Below are 15,701 nucleotides of genomic sequence, written 5' to 3' on the forward strand. Positions count from 1 at the left end.
TGGGGTTTCCGTGCAACACAGGTGGGGGGGCCCCGGCGCCGTTCCCCCGCTGGCCCCGCCCCCCCTGGGTGGGGGGGGGGGCCGCCCCCCCCCCCCCCCCGGCCGGTCAGGCGGTCGCCGTCAGGACCGGCCCGCCCGCGGCGGACCGGGGCAGCGCGAAGTGCCGCACCCGCTCCCGTACCGCGGGCCTGCCGAGGGCGAGGCGCACGAGGAGGTACCCGGTCAGCCCGCCCAGCGTGTTGGCGAGCAGGTCGTTGACGTCGACCGCGCGGCCGTTGTGGAAGAGCACGTACGACAGCAGCTGCGCCGACTCGATGCACAGGCTCGCCAGCGCGCTCACTCCGACGGCCCGGGCCGTGCTCCTCACGCGCGTGAGGAGAGGCAGCAGGATGCCGAGCGGCACGAACATCAGGATGTTGGGCACGGCGGTCACGTCGGCGGTGACCAGGGGGATGAAGTTGATCTGGTTCAGCCACGGCATCTGGTTGGCGTACCTGCCCCAGGTCACCTCCAGCGGGAAGACCGTGATCGACACCACGGCCGCGGCGTAGAGGCACGCGGCGGTGCGCAGCACCACGTGCCGGCCCGTCCAGCCGGGCCGCGCACGCCGCAGCCGCACGGCGGCCACACCGAGGTGGACGGCGAGGGCGGGCCCCAGGACGTAGGGCGCTTCGATGGTCAGGTTCACGTTCATGCGGCAGTTGCTCCGGGTTCCGGCAGGACATCGATGGCCACCCTCCCGGACGCCGGCCGCTGTGCGGATCCGGCGAAGGACAGGTCTCCGGGACGACCGCTACGACTTTCGGCAGAGGGCACGACGAGCGGGCTGTCCTACTCTTCATCGCATGTCCTCACGACGACCCCGGCCGCCGGCCCGTCCGCGCGGCGCCGCCGCACTGCTGTGGCCCGCCCTGTTCTGCCTCGCGGTGGCCGCCGCGCAGCTCGACCTGCGGTGGGGCACCTTCCGCCGGCCGGACACCGGTGCGCTGCTGGGCCTGTCGGCGGCCTCGGCCGCGGTCGCCCTGCTGGCCCTGCCCTGGACCGCGCGGCGCGGCGAGGGCTCCCGGGTCACGGCCTGCGCGGGCCTCGGCGCCGCGCTGGCGTCGCTGGCCTGCACCACGGCGCTGCACCTGCGCGCGGGCCACGGTGCGTCCACGGCGTACGGCGCCTTCGAACCGGTCGCGCTGCTGATCGTCCTGGCGTTCACGGCCCGGCGCGGTGCGGCCGTCCCCGCGGCGGCGGGGACGGCCGCGCTGATCGCCGGCGTGGTGTCGCGCCCGCTCGCGGTGGAGGTCCGCGAGGGCAGCGTCCTCGTCGCCTTCGTCATGACACTGGTCGCCGTGGCCGTGGCCGGCGCCGCCGTGACCGCCCGGCTCGTCGCGGCCGACCGGCGGCAACGGGAGTACCGCGTCCGCCTCGAACAGCGCGTGCGGCTGGCCAGGGACCTGCACGATTACGTCGCCCACCACGTGACGGGCATCGTCGTCCAGGCCCAGGGCGCCGGCGTCATCGCCGGCAAGCGGCCCGACCTCGTGCCGGCCGCCCTGCGGCGCATCGAGGACACCGGCGCGGAGGCACTGGTGTCCTTGCGCCGCATGGTCGGCGCGCTCAGGGCGGACGATCCCGGCGCCCCGCTCGCCCCGCCCGGCGGCATGACCGCCGTACGCGCCCTGGTGGCGGACTTCGACACCGCCGGCGTGTCCGTGCGACTCGTCGAGGACGGGCCCACCGGGCGGCTTTCGGCGGAGGTGTCCGACATCGTCCGCCGCGTGGTGATGGAAGCGTTGACCAACATCCGCAAACACGCTCCCGCCTGCCGCACGGTGACCGTGCGGGTAGGGGTCGAGGAGCGGCACGTGGCCGTCTCGGTCGACAACGACGGAGCGGCCGGGCCCTCGGCCGCGCCCGGCTACGGCCTCACGGGCCTGGAGGAGAGGGTGACCGGCGCGGGGGGCAGCCTGCGCAGCGGCGCCGGGAGCGGCGGCACCTGGCGGGTCCACGCCCGCCTGCCGCTGCTCCCCGCCCCGTCCCGGGCCGACGCCGCGTGATCCGGACCATGATCGTGGACGATCAGGCCATCGTCCGCACCGGCATGGCGATGATCCTGTCCGTCGAGGACGACATCGAGGTCGTCGCCGAGGCCGGGGACGGCGTGCAGGCCGTCGACCTGGCCGCGCGCCACCGCCCCGACGTCGTCCTCATGGACATCCGCATGCCCCGCCTGGACGGTCTCGACGCGTTGCGGGCCCTGACCCGGCCCGGTGCGCCCCACGCGCCGAGAGTCGTGATGGTGACGACCTTCGATGACGACGAGTACGTCACCCGGGCTCTCCAGTCCGGCGCGTGCGGCTTCGTCCTCAAGGACTCCGGGCCCCGGCTCCTGGCGGAGGCGGTACGCGCGGCGGCGGCCGGCGACTCGCTCATCAGCCCCTCCATCACCGTCCGGCTGCTGGAACGGATGATGCGGACACCCCTCGCGGCGGGATCGGAAGCGCATCTCTCACCGCGCGAGACGGACGTGGCCCGCCTGGTGGCCCGGGGGCTGACCAACGCCGAGATCGCCGGTGCGCTCCGCATCACCGTGGGCACCGTCAAGACCCATCTGACCAACATCCAGGGCAAGTTGTCGGCCCGCAACCGCGTGGAGATCGCCGCGTGGGCCTGGCGGAACGGCCACGCCCACCCCGGGACGTGACGGTGACAGCCCTCCCCGGACGCCGGCCAGGCACCGCGCGGAGGAAACCGGAGGCGGCCGGCACGCCCCGGTAAGCCTCGCGGTCTCGCCGACCGTTCGCGCGGCCACCTCACACCAGACCCCACTACGGGCAAACCGGCGACAATCGCCCGGATTCGGGTGTGTTCCGTAACAGCCGTGTGCCGGAGCCGTCCTGAAGGCGCCACCGCATCGAACTGATCCCTCGGTGCTCCCGTTGTGCTGACCGGACGAGGCAATGCAATCACCCAGGGCGCCGCCAGGTGCCCGCTGATCGAGAGGACCCCTCATGAACCACCGCATCCGCGCCGCCTTCGCCGTCTCCGCCGTACTCGGCGCCGGACTGTTCCTGTCGGCCTGCCAGGACGACTCCGCCGCCACCGGCGACGACTCGGCGCACTCCACCGCCGGTTCGACGGCGACGTCTTCCTCCTCTTCCCAGCCGTCGTCCGACGCCACCGGGACGGGCGGTGCGGGCAGCGGCCAGGAGAGCCCGTCGGCCGCCGACACGGCGGGCACGGCCCGCGGCGGCGGCGGTGGCGGCAAGAGCAAGGGCACGGACGTGGCCGGGACGCCCGGCGACGGCGGCGCCGCCGACAAGACCGGCTACGGCCAGAGCTGCGGCTCCAACGACCTGCGCTGGGCGGCGAGGTCGATGACCCAGGCCGGCGGCTACCTCCGGATCAGCGTCAGCGCGAAGCCCGGCATCACCTGCGTGCTGCCCGGCGGGTTGCCGGTCGTCGCCTTCGGCTCCGGAGGGACGCAGGCCCGCCCCGCCGAGCAGTCCGCCGGCGGCGAGATCACCCTGAGCGGCGGCACCACGCTCTACGCCGGCGTCAACCCCAAGACGACGAACAGCGACGGCGGCACCGAGTACGGCACCGTCATCGTGTCCGTCAGCGACGGCGACCCGCACCCCGTCTCACTGCCCGTGGGGAACATCGTCGTGGACCAGCCGGTCGTGACGAACTGGCACACGAACCCGGCGGACGCGGTCCCGGCGGGCTGAACACCCCGGGACGGCCACCGGGTCGCGGGTCCCGCCCCCCCGGTCCCCCCGTCCACCGCCGGGCCCGCCCTCGCGGCCACGGTACGCCGGGAGCCGGACCCGGCCGTGGCACGCCCCGCACCACCACCGTGCCCGCCCCTGCGATGCCCGGGCCGGCCACGCCCGCGGTGCAACCGCCTTCCGGGCTCGGCCGCATCCCGACCTCGCCGAGGTGTCCGCAGCGCTTCCGCGCGGCGCTCCGGCCTCCCGGTGCGCAGGAGCACCGCCGCCCGTCCAGGCCGCGGAGCGATGCGGCCGGCCGACTCCGGCACCGCCGCCGGAAAAGGCCGCCCCGCATGCGTGACCACCGGCGCGGAAGCCGGCGCCCGCACGGCGCACGGCCTGGCCGCACCGTCACCTCACCCCCTGCGCCGGCGCGGCGCGAAGGCGTTCAGGAGAGCCCCCATGCGCAGACACCGGGCGTACGCCCGGCACGGCCTCGCCATCCCGGCGGACGCTGCCCCCGCCCCGCACCCACGGACCACCCCCGCGAGCCGGACCGGCCGGATCGCCCGCGCCCGCGAGGGGCGGTGCGGGGGAAAGCGGTGCGGTACGCCGCGGGTTCCGGTCGGTTACGCCCACCCGCGCGCCGGCAGCCCGGCTCTCGCCCGGCTCCGCCGCCCCGCCGACGGCCAGACCCCTCGGCAGGACACGTCGCCGCTCAGCGACGGAGCCGGCGGCGCGAAGACCGAACAGCGGGGACCGGCGACGCACCTCCGGTTCCCGTCGCGCACCGGTGCCATGAGCCGGACCTTCGGACTGGCCGCCGTCGAACCGTGCCAGGTGGGACACGGCACGCCGATCCACGCACCGCGTTCCTCAAGCCGGCCGGTGTCACCCACTTCCTCTGGCGCCGGGCGGACTTCGGCGTGTTCGTGGCCCACGGCCGGGCCTTCGCCGCGGACCGCCCGTGTCGCAACGGTCTCGAACACAGCGCCGGACGCCACCACTTCACCCGTCGACCGGATCCGCCGGCAAGCGGCCGGCCACCGGAACCCACGCCGGCCACCGGCCACCGGCACCCGTACCCAACAGGCATCGGAACCCGCACCGGCCAGCCACCGGAACCAGCCCCCACCCTCCCCTCACCTCCCCGGCCGGCGCGTCGCGGGCCTTCCCCGCGGCCGCCGATTCAGCCGGCCGCAGGGAAGGTCCGCGACGCGCATCGCTCCGGCGGACCGATCGACTAGGAATGGATGACGTTGAGAAAGAGATTTTCGGGACCCCGAAGACAAGCAGGCCCACGGGACATCCGGTCGGTGTTGCGACTGGTCGCGGTCGGGCTTGCGTCCTCCCTGATGCTGTACGCGGGTTCGCAGTCCGCGCTGGGGCTGGAGAACGCGGACGTCGCCCGGCAGTCCGCCTGCCAGCAGGCGGTCGCCGCCCTGCGGACTCCTCTCGGTGCGGGAATCCGCATGACCTGTGGCGAGGGGCGGGCGGACGTCGCGGACACCGCCGCAGCCCCGGCCGCGCTGGCCACCGGCTCGTCCGCCGCGTCCGCCGAGGCCGCGGCAGGCGACCTGGTCGTCAGCATGGACGTCGAGGACATGGACCCGGTCGCCGCGAAGCGGACGATCGACAAGCTGAGCAACGGCTCCGGCTCCCTCTCGGCGGTCGCCAAGGAGCTGTACACCCTGGCAGCCGCAGCGGACTTCCCGGAACCCGCCTCCCGTCCGGGAACGGATATCGCCGGCACGGTCACGGTGACCGCCACCGGCATCGACATCGTCGTCCCCGAAAGCGAGGTTTCGACGGCGTCCAACTGGTGGCAGGACTTCGCGGCCACCGTGGTGGGCATCGCGGCGACCCTGGTGGTGGGCGCGGCCTGCCTCTACTACGCCGCGCCCCTCATGGGGGCTTGGGGAGTAGCGGTGTGCGAAGGGATCTCGGGCTTCGTCGGAGGATTCCTGGGCTACATGATGGCCGCCGTCTTCAAGGGCGAGGACATCACGAAGGACACCTGGATAGCAGCTGTCCTGGTCGGACTCGGCGCCGCGGCCGGCGGGCTCGCCATGGGGAAGCTGCTGGCCCCGTGGGTGACGAGCGGGAAGATGGGCGAAGCGTTCGCCCGCCTGGGCGCGAAGGTGCGCAACCTGGGCACTGCCCTGCGGTGGCTCATCGGCGGCAACGGGGCGGCATCCATGGGATCCCTCGGGGAATGGATCGAGCTGGTCCAGACGAACCTGCGCAACAACATGCGGACCGCTGCCCAGTCGATACCTGGCTTCACCCACTCCATGCGCGTGATGCCGTTGGGCGACTCGATCACCGAAGGCCGTGGAAGCTCGACCGGATCCAGCTACCGTGCCGGACTCTGGGACGATCTCGACGTGGCGGGCCACACGCTCGAATTCGTCGGGACGATGCGGTCCGGTAAGCTCCCGGACCCCCGCCATGAGGGGCACTCCGGCTGGCGCATCGACCAGATATCCGACGTGGCCGCCTGCTCGGTACCGGCTTACCGGCCGAACATCATCCTGCTGCACGCCGGAACCAACGACATGAACCAGAACTACAACGTCGCAGGTGCCCCGGCACGACTGGGCCGGCTGATCGACCAGCTCCTCGCGGCCTCCCCCGGCGCGGTGGTGGCGGTGGCGACCATCGTGCCCTCCACCAAACCCGAGGTGGAGCCGCGGATCGTCGAGTACAACAGTCACATCCCGGAGCTGGTGAGGCAGCGCCAGGACGCCGGCGAACATGTCCTGCTCACCGACATGAGCCGGGTGACCACGCAGGACCTCGCCGATCAGCTGCACCCCAGCGACCAGGGCTACGCCAAGATGAGCGCCGCCTTCCGCGACAGCATCTACGACGCCGTCGACCGGGGCTGGCTCGAGGACCCCGTTGCCACCGGTCCCGCCCCCGGCGGCGGTACCTGCGAGCCGGACGCCGCCGGCGGCTGGCGGAACGTGGGAGAGGTCATCTCGGTGCCCGGCACTCCGGCCGACGGCCCCGGCCGGGTCGAGTTCGCCGACATCGACGGGGATCACCGGGACGACCGTCTGACCATGCAGGAGAACGGGGCCGTAACAGCCCGGTACAACAAGGCCGGCAGCGGCGGGAAGCCGTCCTGGTCCGGTGCGACGGAGATCGCGCCCGGCGTCGGCGAGCCCGGCGACAACGTCCGCTTCGTCGACGTCAACGGTGACGGCCGGGACGACTACCTGGTGCTCCAGGACACCGGCGCCGTCAAGGCGTGGCTCAACACGCCCGGTGACGGCGGCAAGCCGTCCTGGAGCAGCTGGGGCCAGATCGCCCCGGGCGTCGGCGCCCCCAACCACCAGATCGTCTTCGCCGACGTCAACGGTGACGGCCGGGACGACTACCTGGTGCTCGAAGACACCGGCGCCGTCAAGGCGTGGCTCAACACGCCCGGTGACGGCGGCAAGCCGTCCTGGAGCAGCCGGGGCCAGATCGCCCAGGTGCCCGGCGTGTCGAGTTCCGAGATCACCTTCGCCGACATCGACGGTGACGGCTGGGACGACTTCCTGGCCGTCACGAGCGAGGGAACCGTCCGCGCCTGGCGCAACACCCCGGGCGACGTCGGCAAGCCCTCCTGGAGTTCGCTCGGACAGATCGCCGCGGTGCCCGGAGTCCCGGGTTACGAGATCACCTGGGCCGATCTCGACGGTGACGCCCGGGACGACTTCCTGGCCGTCACGAACGAGGGAACCGCCCGCGCCTGGCGCAACACCCCCGGCGACGGCGGCAAGCCCTCCTGGAGGAGCCTGGGCGTCGTCTACGCCGAGCGAACCGCCTACGCGTACGACTTCGCCGCGGTCGACAGCGACGGCTTCAGCGACTACGTACGCGTCAACCAAGACGGCTCGGTGGACGCCTGGCTCAGCGACGGTGTCCCCTCCGGCAGCGGTGTCCCGCACTGGAACGGCTGGCAGGAGATCGCACCGGGCACCGGCGAGCCCGGCGAGAAGGTCCGCTTCGCGGATGTCAACGGTGACGGCCGGGACGACTACCTGGTGCTCCAGGACACCGGCGCCGTCAAGGCGTGGCTCAACACGCCCGGCAACGGCGGCAAGCCCTCCTGGAGCGCCTGGGGCGAGATCGCCCCAGGCGTCGGAGCCCCGGGCCGCGAGGTCCGCTTCGCCGACCTGGACGGTGACGGCCGGGACGACTACCTGGTCGTGGCCGACAACGGATCAGTGCGGGCCTGGCGCAACACGCCGGGCAACGGCGGCAAACCCTCGTGGTCGAGCTGGGGCACCTACGCGGCCGGCGTCGACGGGGCCACGCGCGACTCCGTCCGGTTCGCCGACGTCAACGGCGACGGCCGCGACGACTACCTGACGGTTGATCAGTCGGGTGTCATCCGGGCCTGGTTCAACAACGGTGGCGAAGGCCACGGCGGCTGGATCAACCGGGGCGTCTACGCCGTCGGAGTCGGTGCCTCCCGCGAAGCCCTCCGGCTCGCGGACATCGACCGCGACGGCAAGGCGGACTACCTGGTGCTCGCCGCTTCCGGATCCGTGCGCGGCTGGCTCAACCTGGGAGGAGACCCCGCCTGACGTCCGGCCCCACGCCGGTGCGCACGGAAGCCGGCCGACCACAATGACACTGCACGTGCCCTGGACGACCCCCGTCCAGGGCGCGTGCCGCGTGGTGCGCCGGCGGGACAATCACCTGAATTTCACGATGAGGGCACCGTCGAAAAGACGTGGCGGCCACGGTCAGCGAAGACCCGTCCGCGCCCTCGTGTGATCCGACGGAGTTCACCCGTGGCACGCGTCCAAGGAACTCCGCCACCTTGAGTTCGGCAAAGTCTCCCCGGCACCGTCCACCGTCCCGCACAGATCGCCGGGCATCCTGCTCACCGCGCTGACGGGCAGCGTGCGTACCTCGCAGTCGTGCGCGACCGCCCGCAGGCACCGCTGGGCCCACCACAGGGCTGTGAAGGCCGAGGCCAGGGAGTCGTCTAAGGCCCGGGGGTGGCCCGGACTACCGGGAGCCCGCCACAGGCCGCGACTTGTAGAAGGAATCCTCCAGGTAGAAGGCATCGTGCGGCTGGTAGGGCTCCTCAAAGTAGGCTGCCTCGTCCTCGTCGATCTCGATGTCCACCGCGGCGACCGCGTCGGCCGGCTGGGCCGGCTTGGTCACCCCGACGACGGGCGAGGTCACCACCGGGTTGCGCATGGCCCAGGCCACCGACGGGCGGGCCGGGGAAGTCGACAGCGACGTCGCCCTGTCCGCCGGGCTTGTGCGGTGGCCCGGCGGCCGGGCCCTGTACGGCCCGCGCCCCGGCGAGCCGTGCTCTGCCGGCTGCGGGGGGCCTCTATGTCTTTGGTCAAGCGAGACGTGGGGTTCGGGGTTCGTGGAAGGTGCCGTTCGCGGAGCATCGCGAACAGGACGTTGATCCGCTGGCGGGCCAGCCGGAGAAGAGCCTGGGTGTGGGTCTTCCCACGGGCCCGACATCGGTCGTGGTAGGTGCGGGAGGCGGGATCGTGCAGCGAAGCGAACACGGACAGGAGCATCGCGCGGTTGAGCTGCCGGTTGCCGCCTCTGGGCGCGTGTTGGCCGTGGCTCGATGTCCCGGACGACTTGGTCGTGGGGGCTAGGCCGGCGTAGGAGGCCAGGTGAGCGGCGGTGGGGAAGCTGGCGCCGTCGCCGACGGTGACCAGCAAGGTGGCGGCGGTCCTGACCGCGACTCCCGGGATCGAGGTCAGGACCGCGGAAAGAGGGTGAGCCTCCAGCAGCTGTCCGATCTGTGCTTCCAGGGCCCGTCGTTGCTCGTGGACGGCGGCGAGTGAACGGGCCAGGGAGGGGATCACGAGGTCGAGGATGGCGGTGCCCGGGACCACGACGGTCTGCTCGTCGAGCGCGTCGAAAACCTCGTCGATCAGCCGCTGGGCCATGCGTGGAGCCCTGGGCCGGATCACCTCAACGAGCCTGCGGCGACCGGCCTTTCGCTAGCTGGCCGGGGATCCGTAGCGTTCCAGCAGCCAGGTCACCGCCGGGTGGTCCAGGCGCGGGCCCAGGACGAGCTCCAGGCTGGGGTGGAACTGGGTGAGCAGGCCGCGTATCCGGTTGGAGGTGCGGGTCGCCTCGGCCGCCAGGTCCTGGTCGAAACCCACCAGCACGGTCAGTTCGGCGGTGATCTCGTCGGTCAGCTGAAGCGAGCGCAGGGTGTGCGGCATGGTCCGTGCAGCGTCCGCGATCACCGCGGCGTCCTTGGCGTCGGGGTGGGACATTCCCGCTGTGTGGTTGTTCCGGTCAGAGCGGGGCGGTGGCCTGGGCCGCCGCGCGGTATGCCGTGGGGGTCATGCCCACCGCGGCCTTGAAGGCACGGGTGAAGTCGGAGGCTCGTACGTATCCCCAGCGGGCACCGATCACGCTCACAGGGCAGACGTCGAGCAGCGGATCGGCCAGGTCCCGACGAGCACGGGTGATCCGCTCGCGGCGGACGACGTCGCTCACCGTGGTGTCGTGATCGCGGAACGCGCGATGCAGCGTTCGCGTGGACACGTGTTGGGCCGCGGCGATGACGGACGGCTTCAGGCCGGGGTCGTGCAGGTTGTGGGTGATGAACACCAGGCTCTCACGGTAGAGCACTTGGGTGCGGGACTCCGGGGAAAGACCCGAGGCGTGCCCGGTGTGCCCGGCGACGGCGGCGGCAACCAGATGGACGAGAGCTGTCTCCGTCCTGGTCCGTTCGCCGTCGGTCAGCTCGCCCGCTGCGTCGGCCACTGCACGGAGCGTCTGCCGGAGGACGTGCGCCAGACCGTTGGAGACTCTCAGCACCGTTCCGCAGGCGGACGCGGCCATGTTGTCGGGGAGCGGCAGCAGGGCACGGGGAAACTGCAGCAGAAGAGAGCCCGATGGCTCCGAGCCTGCCTCCACCGCTGCCTCGAACGGGCGGGAACTGTCGTACAGGACGATGTCTCCCGGGCCGAGCGAGGCCTGGCGGCCGGCCTGCTCGATGTTCTGCCGGCCCGAGGTGATGACGGCCAGTTGGTACAGCTCGGGGTCTGACTCGCGGATCAGCCTGGGGGAGCGGTAGGAGAACAACGGCGCGTACGACATCTCGGACAACTGGGTGGCGCCCAGCTCCGTTGCCCGGATGCGCGCACTGAAGCGCTCGGGCTCGGGGAACCTGAACCGCGTCGTCACCAGGGCCAGCGCCGACGTCTCGGCCCAGGCGGCGGTTCTTTGCGCAGTCGGCAATAAAGAGGTGTCCAGCACGGTCGTCATGATGCGCATCTCCCGTGTACGCGGCGGGTGGTCGTCAACAGTGTGCGCGCGCATGATCCTCATGGAACAGGCGAATTACAGACCGATGTCAGCCATGGGAGGTGTGGGAGGCGCGGGATGACTGGCGCTGACTGGCGCTCGTTGCCAAGTCCTTGTCGCTGTGTGCTGATGTGGACTTCCCCGTCGACGGCAAGAATCGGCGGACGTCACGCAAGAGCTGACAGGCACGCCGCGTTGCCACGGGGGGACGGATGAAACGTCTGATCAAGGCACTGATCAGCCGGTACGCACCGCACGGCCGGGACGCCCCCGGCGCGGGTCTGTATCGCGATGCCTGTGAAGGGCACACATGCGGCGCCGGCGGTGCCGGCCGCAGTTGAGGCACCAAGGCGGAGCCGGAGGCAGGTTCGCCTCACCGCGTCATGCACCCCTCGCTCGCGGTTGGTCGGGCAGTCCGGCGGTCCCGCACGCAGCGGGCCAAGTTGCTCCGGTGACGTGGCAATGTGGTCGGGCCGGGTCGGGAGCGGCATCGGATCCGGCGGGCGATGTGTGTGCGTGTGCGCGACGGGCTGGCTCCAACCGGATGGAGCCGTTGAGTCGCCGCGTCCCAGGCCGGACGGTTCGTGCGGCGGGCGCTGGCGTCCGAGGTTTCACTCCAGGGAAAACCGCCCTTCCCAGAGGAGGTGACTCTTCCCGGCTGTTCTCTTCTTCTCTTCGTTTCCCAGTAGGCAGAGAGGTATTTCATGAAGCGGACGACATTGTGGAGTCGGCGCCGCCTGATAGCCGCGATGGCGGCTGGTGTGGCAGCGTCGGCGCTGCCGGTGGCAGGTGCCTCCCGGGCCCAGGCCTCAGAGGACGGCGACGCGGGGACAGGGGATGGTCTCGATCTCCCCGACACCGAGCGGGCCAAGGTGGTCAAGGCGTGGATGACGGGCGGCAGGGCGACGAAAGCGGCGGCCGGTCACGCGCTGCCCGGCAGCGATACCGACGTCGCGCTGTTCTTGTCCGAGACGCTGCCGAAAGTGGAGGCGGAGGACAACCGGGTCGCGATCATGGCGTTCCTGGCTGGGGCCGGGAAGGGCATGCAGCGCGATGCCGTGGCGGCCTTGAACGCCGGTGACACGGCGATAGCGGCGTTCGTCGCGAACGGCTTCAAGCCGTCCGTGCTGGAGGACTACCGGGTGGCCGCCACCACGGTCATGAACGAGGGAGGCCAAGCCCTGACCCGGTCCGCACAGGCGGCGCTGAACGACGGCACGCCCGCCACACTGCACACCTTCCTGACCGAAGGCCAGTTCACGGCCCGTGCCGAGGACATGCGCGTCGAAGTCACCAAGTCCATGACCGTGGCCGGACCGGAGGCGCGCAAGTACGCCTCGCGCGCGCTCAGCGGCAGTGACAGCGATGTCGAGTGGTTCCTGGAGGTGGGTCAGCATATCGCCCGTGCCCGGGACCAGGAGGCCTCCAGGATCGAGGAGTTGGTCGCGGATGTGGCCCGGGCGGGCCGCATCGCCCAGTCCCAGACGGACATGGCCGTCACCGCTTCCGAGCAGGCGATCACCGCGGCGGGCAAGGCCGGAGAGGCCGCTGAGAAAGCCGCGGAGGAGGCCAGGGCAGCCCAGCAGGACGTGCGCAAGTCTGCGGCTGCGGCCCGTCACGCGATGTCCGCGGCGCAGGGCGCGGCGGACGCGGCGCGGACCGCGGTGCGCGCGTCCCAGGTGGCAACGGAGGCATCGCGACTGGCAACGCGGGCGGCCACGGCCGCCCAACATGCCGCGTCGAAGGCGGCGTCCGCGGCGTCGCGAGCGTACAAGGCGGCGATCGACGCCTCGAAGGACGCCAACGCGGCGGAGGCGGCGAAGAACGCGGCGGTCTCCGCGCGCAACGCCGCGGCCAGGGCCCGCGAGATGGTGGCAGGGCTGGACAAGGTCCTTCAGGAGGTCGGACGCGCCAAGGCCGCGGGCAAGCGGGCCGCTGCTGCCGCTGTTGGGGCTGCTGGTGCGGCGGATGCCTCGGCCACAGCCGCTGCCGAGGCCGGCGCCGCTTCGGGCGAGGCGCGCCGTGCGGCCGAGCAGGCGCGCCGCCAGGCGGCCATCGCTTCCTCAGCGGCTCGCCAGGCCGGTGATGCCGCGTCGAGGGCTGACGCCCTGTCGGACGCTGCCGCCGCCGCGGCACAGTCCGCGCGCGCGGCCGCCGACTCGGCCGCCGTGCATGCTGACAAGGCCGCGGACGCGGCCGAGGAGGCGGTGAAGTATGCCGGCCAGGCCCGGGACTTCGCCAACAGGTCCACCGCGCACGCGGCCGAGGCGGTCAAGGCGGCCGACACCGCCACCAAAGCCGTCGCGGACGCTGTCGAAGTGGAGGCCAAGGCCCGTGAGGCCGAGGCGGCCCAGTTGGAGATGGAGCGCCAGGAGGGCATCGCGGAAGCCCAGGAACTCGCCCGCGCCGAAAAGGAGACGCTCACGGCCTACGCGGGCAGGATCAACCAGATCCAGCAGATCAACCAGGAGATCCTAGACCTCCTCGGCCAAGCCGAGCGGGCGTTGAGCGCGGGTGACCTGGCGCTGGCCGCCGTCACGGGCCGCAAGGCGGCTGTGGGGCTGTTGCAGGCGAGCGGAACCTGGACCCGCGAGGCCGCACAGTTCGCCCTGGCCGGTACGGACGATGCCGTCCTCAGCTGGATCGACCTCGACCGGGCCCTGGCACAGGCCCAGGACGACCGCGAGACCGCCCTCTATCTGGCGCAGGTCGGCGGCCCCGCCGTCGCCGAGGCCGCCGCGCAGGTGCTGGCCGGCAACAGCTCGACGGCTGTGGGGGACTTCAACACCTCGGGACGCGTCAAGGCGTCGCAGGAGGACAATCGGCGCGCCATCGTGAAGATCATCAACGAGAATCCCGGACCCGCCGTGCGGAAGGGTGCGGAGGACGCGTTGAACGACGGCACCCCGCAGGCGCTGCAACACTTCCTCGACGTCGAGTTCCCCGAGTTGCTCATGGAGGACGACCGGGCCAAGATCGCCGCCTTGCTCAACGGCGCCGAAGCGTACCTGCGGGTGTTGGGCGAGATCGCGATGGAGGGCCCGGCCTGGATGCGCCGGCAGTTCCTGGAGAAGGTCCGCTACCTCGCCGCGCAACTGGACCTCGACACCAACGCCCATGTCGCGGCCATGAAGGGGGCGATCGCGGCAGCCGCCCGCGTCGCTCACGAGGCACAGCAGGACGCCGCGCTGGCGTCCAAGGTGGCCGCCGAGGCACGCAAGGCCGCGGCTGAGGCGGAGAAGTGGGCCACCGCCGCTCAGACATCCGCCCGGAACGCCGCCGCATCCGCTGCCGAGGCCCGCGGCAACGCCGACATCGCGGACAAGGCCGCCGCGGAGGCCAAGGCCTCTGCCGAGAAGGCCCGGTCCGCCGCCACGATCGCCCGTGCCGCCGCGCGCACCGCGAACTACGCTGCCAATCGTGCCCTGGAAGCGGCCGAGAACGCGGACAACTCCGCGCGCCAGGCCCGTGCCTCGGCCGAGCAGGCCCGCCAGGACCAGATCAGGGCGGGCAGGAGCGCCGCGGAGGCCGATGCCGCCGCCCGGGACGCCCACCGTATCGGGCTGAAAGCCCGGGAGGACGAACAGCGCAGGCAGGCGCTGGAAGCGCAGCGCAAGGCCCAGCAGGACCGCGACAACAACGTCAACCCCTCCGACACGCCTGACAACGACCGGGTCAAGCACAAGGACCACTGGTGGCAGGACAGGGGCACCTGGATCAAGGTGGCCGGCTGGGTGGAGACCGGGGCGGGCGTCGTCGCTGCCGGCGCCACCGTGGTCGCCGTCGTCGCACCGCCCACCGCACCCGTCTCCGGAACCGTGGCGGGGGTCGCCTCCACTATCGCGATGGGGGCCAGCGGGCTGAAGGCCGGGCTCACCGGGATCGAGTACGGCTTCGGCAGCTCGGCATTCGGCAGAGCATTCGGCGACTTCGCCCTGGCCACCGTCACACGCGGGGGATACAGGCCCCTCAGACTCGCCAAGAAGGAATTGGAGTACGTCCTGGCGGCCTGAACGGCCCGCAACCCAAGGGTGGTCGCGTATCTGCGGGAACGCGACCACCTGCCGCCCCGCCTCCCGCACGCGAACTCCGCATGCCACCGGGAAGCCCGGTGGGCTCAGCACTCTTCACTCCCAGCGCTTCTCTTCACTTCCCCTACACGCAAGGACCCCTCCATGAGATTTCTACGGCGGATCGTCGCCACCGGTGCACTCGCGGCTGCCGGTGCCGCCGCGCTCTTCGCCCTCACCACCCCCACCGGCGTCCCGGCGCCATCCACCAGGGCGGTCGTCAACGACCAACCCGGCTACGCGGTGGAGAACTTCGCCTACCCGGGCGCGGAGAAGATCAAGGCGGAGAAGGGAATCCTGCTCAAGCGCGGTGACGGGCACATCCTGCTGGCCGATTGCGCCGCCGGGACCGGGCAGCTGGAGGTATGGGCGCGGGGCAAGGGCCAGTTCTGCTTCCGCGTCATCGGCACCTCCGGCCTGCTGACTCTGGAGGTCCCCTCGGTGTACGCGGTCAAGGGCGCCGCCGCCCAGTCCGCCGACGTCACCCTCACCGCCGCGGACAGCACCCGCCAGGACATCGAGGTTGCCAAGGACACCTGGACCCCGGTGGGCGAGTCCGCCGATCCGCAGAGCCGCGAGTTCGCCCTGCTTGAGATCCGTACGAGCAAGTGAGGAGGCTGCGCGC

Annotated in this window: 9 protein-coding genes and 1 pseudogene; 6 read left to right on the forward strand and 4 right to left on the reverse strand. The window is 72.1% G+C overall.

Annotated elements, in window-relative coordinates; all coding sequences use genetic code 11:
• Positions 1-106 precede the first annotated feature (106 nt).
• Positions 107-694, reverse strand: coding sequence for a VanZ family protein (locus ACZ63H_RS30195; protein WP_469870468.1), 588 nt, complete (start codon positions 692-694; stop codon positions 107-109).
• 151 nt (positions 695-845) lie between these two features.
• Between ACZ63H_RS30195 and ACZ63H_RS30200 the strand changes: the two genes are divergently transcribed.
• The 4 genes from ACZ63H_RS30200 to ACZ63H_RS30215 all read left to right on the forward strand — a co-directional run bounded on the left by ACZ63H_RS30200 (position 846) and on the right by ACZ63H_RS30215 (position 8,287).
• Entirely contained in the window at positions 846-2,048 is a 1,203-nt protein-coding gene (locus ACZ63H_RS30200) for a sensor histidine kinase (RefSeq protein ID WP_469870470.1), read from the forward strand.
• 8 nt (positions 2,049-2,056) lie between these two features.
• Positions 2,057-2,695, forward strand: a complete 639-nt coding sequence (locus ACZ63H_RS30205) for a response regulator (protein ID WP_469870472.1) — start codon at positions 2,057-2,059, stop codon at positions 2,693-2,695.
• 307 nt (positions 2,696-3,002) lie between these two features.
• A complete protein-coding gene (locus tag ACZ63H_RS30210) occupies positions 3,003-3,722 on the forward strand; it encodes a DUF4232 domain-containing protein (RefSeq protein WP_469870474.1) in 720 nt (239 codons plus the stop codon).
• Between the two features lie 1,298 nt (positions 3,723-5,020).
• Positions 5,021-8,287 (forward strand): FG-GAP-like repeat-containing protein, encoded by a 3,267-nt coding sequence (locus ACZ63H_RS30215; protein ID WP_469870476.1) that lies wholly within the window; start codon positions 5,021-5,023, stop codon positions 8,285-8,287.
• Between the two features lie 430 nt (positions 8,288-8,717).
• On the opposite strand, the gene ACZ63H_RS30220 is transcribed toward ACZ63H_RS30215, so the two are convergent.
• From ACZ63H_RS30220 to ACZ63H_RS30230, 3 genes and pseudogenes are all read right to left on the reverse strand, one after another.
• Entirely contained in the window at positions 8,718-8,912 is a 195-nt protein-coding gene (locus ACZ63H_RS30220) for a hypothetical protein (protein ID WP_469870478.1), read from the reverse strand.
• Positions 8,913-9,063: 151 nt separating this feature from the next.
• Positions 9,064-9,970: pseudogene (locus ACZ63H_RS30225) on the reverse strand (IS110 family RNA-guided transposase); the annotation flags it as partial.
• 19 nt (positions 9,971-9,989) lie between these two features.
• Positions 9,990-10,967 carry an AraC-like ligand-binding domain-containing protein gene (locus tag ACZ63H_RS30230; protein WP_469870546.1) on the reverse strand — a complete coding sequence of 326 codons (978 nt, stop codon included), beginning with the start codon at positions 10,965-10,967 and terminating at the stop codon, positions 9,990-9,992.
• A 743-nt stretch (positions 10,968-11,710) separates the two neighbouring features.
• Here ACZ63H_RS30230 and ACZ63H_RS30235 point away from each other — a divergent pair.
• Complete coding sequence (locus ACZ63H_RS30235) at positions 11,711-15,019, forward strand: ALF repeat-containing protein (protein ID WP_469870480.1); 3,309 nt, start codon at positions 11,711-11,713, stop codon at positions 15,017-15,019.
• A 162-nt stretch (positions 15,020-15,181) separates the two neighbouring features.
• Entirely contained in the window at positions 15,182-15,688 is a 507-nt protein-coding gene (locus ACZ63H_RS30240; RefSeq protein ID WP_469870482.1) for a hypothetical protein, read from the forward strand.
• Positions 15,689-15,701 lie beyond the last annotated feature (13 nt).

This window comes from Streptomyces sp. NPDC104831 (genome assembly GCF_055583025.1).

Excerpts from the sequence above, each read along its gene's own strand:
- ACZ63H_RS30195 (WP_469870468.1), bottom strand. The coding sequence starts at position 694 with ATGAACGTGAACCTGACCATCGAAGCGCCCTACGTCCTGGGGCCCGCC.
- ACZ63H_RS30200 (WP_469870470.1), top strand. The coding sequence starts at position 846 with ATGTCCTCACGACGACCCCGGCCGCCGGCCCGTCCGCGCGGCGCCGCC.
- ACZ63H_RS30205 (WP_469870472.1), top strand. The coding sequence starts at position 2,057 with ATGATCGTGGACGATCAGGCCATCGTCCGCACCGGCATGGCGATGATC.
- ACZ63H_RS30210 (WP_469870474.1), top strand. The coding sequence starts at position 3,003 with ATGAACCACCGCATCCGCGCCGCCTTCGCCGTCTCCGCCGTACTCGGC.
- ACZ63H_RS30220 (WP_469870478.1), bottom strand. The coding sequence starts at position 8,912 with ATGCGCAACCCGGTGGTGACCTCGCCCGTCGTCGGGGTGACCAAGCCG.
- ACZ63H_RS30230 (WP_469870546.1), bottom strand. The coding sequence starts at position 10,967 with ATGACGACCGTGCTGGACACCTCTTTATTGCCGACTGCGCAAAGAACC.
- ACZ63H_RS30235 (WP_469870480.1), top strand. The coding sequence starts at position 11,711 with ATGAAGCGGACGACATTGTGGAGTCGGCGCCGCCTGATAGCCGCGATG.
- ACZ63H_RS30240 (WP_469870482.1), top strand. The coding sequence starts at position 15,182 with ATGAGATTTCTACGGCGGATCGTCGCCACCGGTGCACTCGCGGCTGCC.